We start from the raw sequence: 2885 nt of genomic DNA, 5'->3' as shown, positions 1-2885 counted from the left end.
GGCGGGGTCGCGGGTGCTCCCGGTACCGGGCCGGACGGGCCCGGTGGAGGCGGCGCCCCCGGGGAACGGGACTCCTCCCCGGCGAGCACGGCGCGGGCGGCCGCGATCAGTTCGACACAGCTTCCGTACCGCGCGTCGGGGTCCTTGGCCATCCCCGTGCGCACCACGTCGTTGATCGCGGCGGGCACCCCGGCCACCGCGCGGACCGAGGGAACCTCCCCGCCGAGGTGGCCCTTGATCACGGCCTCCACATCGCCGGTGAACGGCGGCTTCCCGGTCAGACAGGCGTAGAGCATGCACCCGAGCGCGTACTGGTCGGTCCGGCCGTCCAGTGGTTCGCCCCGCAGATGCTCCGGCGCGGCGTAGGTGGGGGAGCCGAGGAAGTCGCCCGCCCGGGTGCGGTGTCCCGTGGTGCCCCGGCGGGTGAGCCCGAAGTCGGCGATGTAGACGTGCTCGCGGACCGCCTCCTTGCTGGTCACCAACACGTTCGCCGGTTTGACGTCGAGGTGGACCAGACCGCGTTCGTGCAGGGTGTCCAGCGCGTCGGCGACCTGGTCGAGCAGTCCGACGGCACGCTGCGGCCCCATCCCGCCGTCCGCGATGAGGCTGGCCAGGTCCGAGCCGTCGACCAACCGCATCGCGATGTAGAGCATGTCGTCGAGCTCGCCGAAGTCGTACAGCGGCACGATGTTCGGGTGGTCGATCGCCGAGGTGTTCCGCGCCTCGTCGACGAACCGTTCGCGGAACTCGGCGTCGGCCCCGAGGTGCTCACCGATGACCTTCAAGGCCACCTTGCGTCCCAGCCGCACGTCCGTGGCCCGGTACATCACGCTCATGCCACCCTGGCCGAGCACCCCGTCGATCCGGTAGTTGCCCAGCCGCCGCCCCGTGAGGTCGGCCGACACCTCGCCTGCCACGGTCGAAGCCTAACGTCCGCGCGGTACCGGGACGTGACGTGTCCGCATCCGGCCCGGCGGGACGGCGCGGACGTACCGGGAACGGACGGCGCCGGCGTCGCCCGTCGACCCGCGACGTCCGCGGGCGCCGGCGCCGTCCGGTCCGCTACGACATCTTGCGGACGTCCGCGGCCTGGCTGCGACCGTCCCGCCCCGCGGTGATCTCGAACTCCACCCGGTCACCCTCGTCGAGGGTGCGGAAACCCTCCGCCTGGATGGCGGAGTAGTGTACGAAGACATCGGGCCCCTCGGGGGAGGAGATGAACCCGTAGCCCTTTTCCGCGTTGAACCATTTGACCGTGCCGACTGCCACGGCGTCCTCCTTGTGACAAACCAACGCGCCAGAGCGCCGCCTGCCGCGTTCTCAAAGCGTCGATCACGCTACCGGAGAAACACACGGAGGCAATGGTCAATTCGCGGGAATCTCGGCCCGACCGCGACGGGCGTCACGGACGTCTGCGCGTCTGTACCAGCACCGTCGCCGGTCCGGCGACGTCCAGCGCCAGCCCCGCACCGGTGCGCACGGACTGCGGCCGGGCGGGGTCGACCGCCCGCAGCCGGACCTCGGCGCCGTCCGGGTACGCGAGCAGGAACAGCGGATTCACCGTGATGATCTCCGCCGGTTCGACCTTCAGGGGATCCACCGGTCCGCGTGCCGCCAGCACCAGCGGGCCGGCCCCGCTGTAGTGCCGGAGGAAACCGGAGTCGTTGCCGAACAGCGTCCGCAGCGCGGGCCACGGGTGGTCCTGTCGGACCGTCACCGGTCGCGCGAGCACCGCGTCCCGGGCGACCGACCAGCCGGTCCGCCCGTCCAGTTCGAGCGGGTGGACGTCCCCGGCCACCTCGGGTGCGAGATCCACCCAGCCGCCCCGGGCGGGCGCGGTGAACACGGACGACCACTTTCCCTCCCGGGTGTCCGCGATTCCGTAGCTCGCCGCGAGCAGCGAGTCCGCGGGGGCCTCGACAGCCTCCCCCGCGGCGAGCACGACCCGGGCCACCCCGGACGTGGGCGTGTGGCGTGTGAGGACCCGCATCGGCTACCGGCTCGGCATCCTCGCCACCAGCCAGGCCAGCAACGCGGACGGGTCCCGGGTCTGCGTCAGCACCTGGCCGGGCCCCGCGAAGTCGAAGACCAGGCCCTCACCGCTCTTGAGCGACTGCACCATGCCGGAGGAGATCCTGCGGGTCTGGTGCTGCACGGTGTCGGCGTAGGCGACGACGTGCCCGGCGTCGACGGTGATCATCTCACCCTGCTGCAGGGTCACCAGGTCCATCGCCCCGTAGCAGGCCACCACCAGCTGTCCCTGCCCGGTGGCGTGGGACAGGAAGCCACCCTCTCCCCCGAACAGGTTGCCGAATCCGCCCCATTTCGTGTCGAGCGTGATGCCGTGCGAGTTGGCCAGCCAGGACCCGTTGGTGACACACCAACCCGCGCGGCCGTCCATCTCGACGATCCGGACGTCGCCGGGCAGCCCGGGGGCGACGTCCACCCACCCGCCGTTCGGGGGCGCGGTGAAGGTCGACACGAACAGCGACTCCCCGCCGAGGACCGCCCGTCCGAGTCCCTTCATCAGCCCACCCTGCGACTGGGACTGCAGGTGGACGCCGTAGCTGGTCGCGACCATCCCGCCCGCCTCGACCTGGACGGGTTCCTGCGGTGCGAGCGCGAGTCGGGCCACCGTGAACGACGGCTGGTGACGCATCTGGACCTGCACCCGGACTCCCCCTGTTTTCTCGATCCCGATGTTGCGGCGCCATGAGTTTGGCACGACCGGCCCGGGGCGGGAGGATGGTGCACGTGATCTCCGTCGAACAGCACCGTGCCGCCGTCACCGACCTGCTCGGCGTCCGGCCGGTCGGGCACCGCCCGACGGCCGACTGCGCCGGGCTCGTGCTCGCCACGGACGTGCGGGCGGGGGTGGCGCTGCC

General features: G+C 71.9%; 4 protein-coding genes. All 4 read right to left on the bottom strand.

The features are described from left to right. A partial coding sequence (locus SACHA_RS21225) for a serine/threonine-protein kinase (protein ID WP_157601645.1) occupies positions 1-917 on the bottom strand: 917 nt, incomplete at its 3' end. Between the two features lie 145 nt (positions 918-1062). After that, complete coding sequence (locus SACHA_RS0109280; protein WP_007027091.1) at positions 1063-1269, bottom strand: cold-shock protein; 207 nt, start codon at positions 1267-1269, stop codon at positions 1063-1065. A gap of 133 nt (positions 1270-1402) precedes the next feature. After that, the gene (locus SACHA_RS0109275) at positions 1403-1990 is read right to left on the bottom strand and encodes an AIM24 family protein (RefSeq protein WP_019809145.1); all 588 of its coding nucleotides are present in this window, start codon (positions 1988-1990) and stop codon (positions 1403-1405) included. 3 nt (positions 1991-1993) lie between these two features. Then, entirely contained in the window at positions 1994-2671 is a 678-nt protein-coding gene (locus tag SACHA_RS0109270) for a TIGR00266 family protein (RefSeq protein ID WP_019809143.1), read from the bottom strand. Positions 2672-2885 lie beyond the last annotated feature (214 nt).

Source organism: Saccharomonospora halophila 8 (assembly GCF_000383775.1).
GTDB lineage: Bacteria > Actinomycetota > Actinomycetes > Mycobacteriales > Pseudonocardiaceae > Saccharomonospora > Saccharomonospora halophila.
Note: the sequence above shows the minus strand (reverse complement) of the source record. Positions and strands in the feature narration are given on the sequence as shown.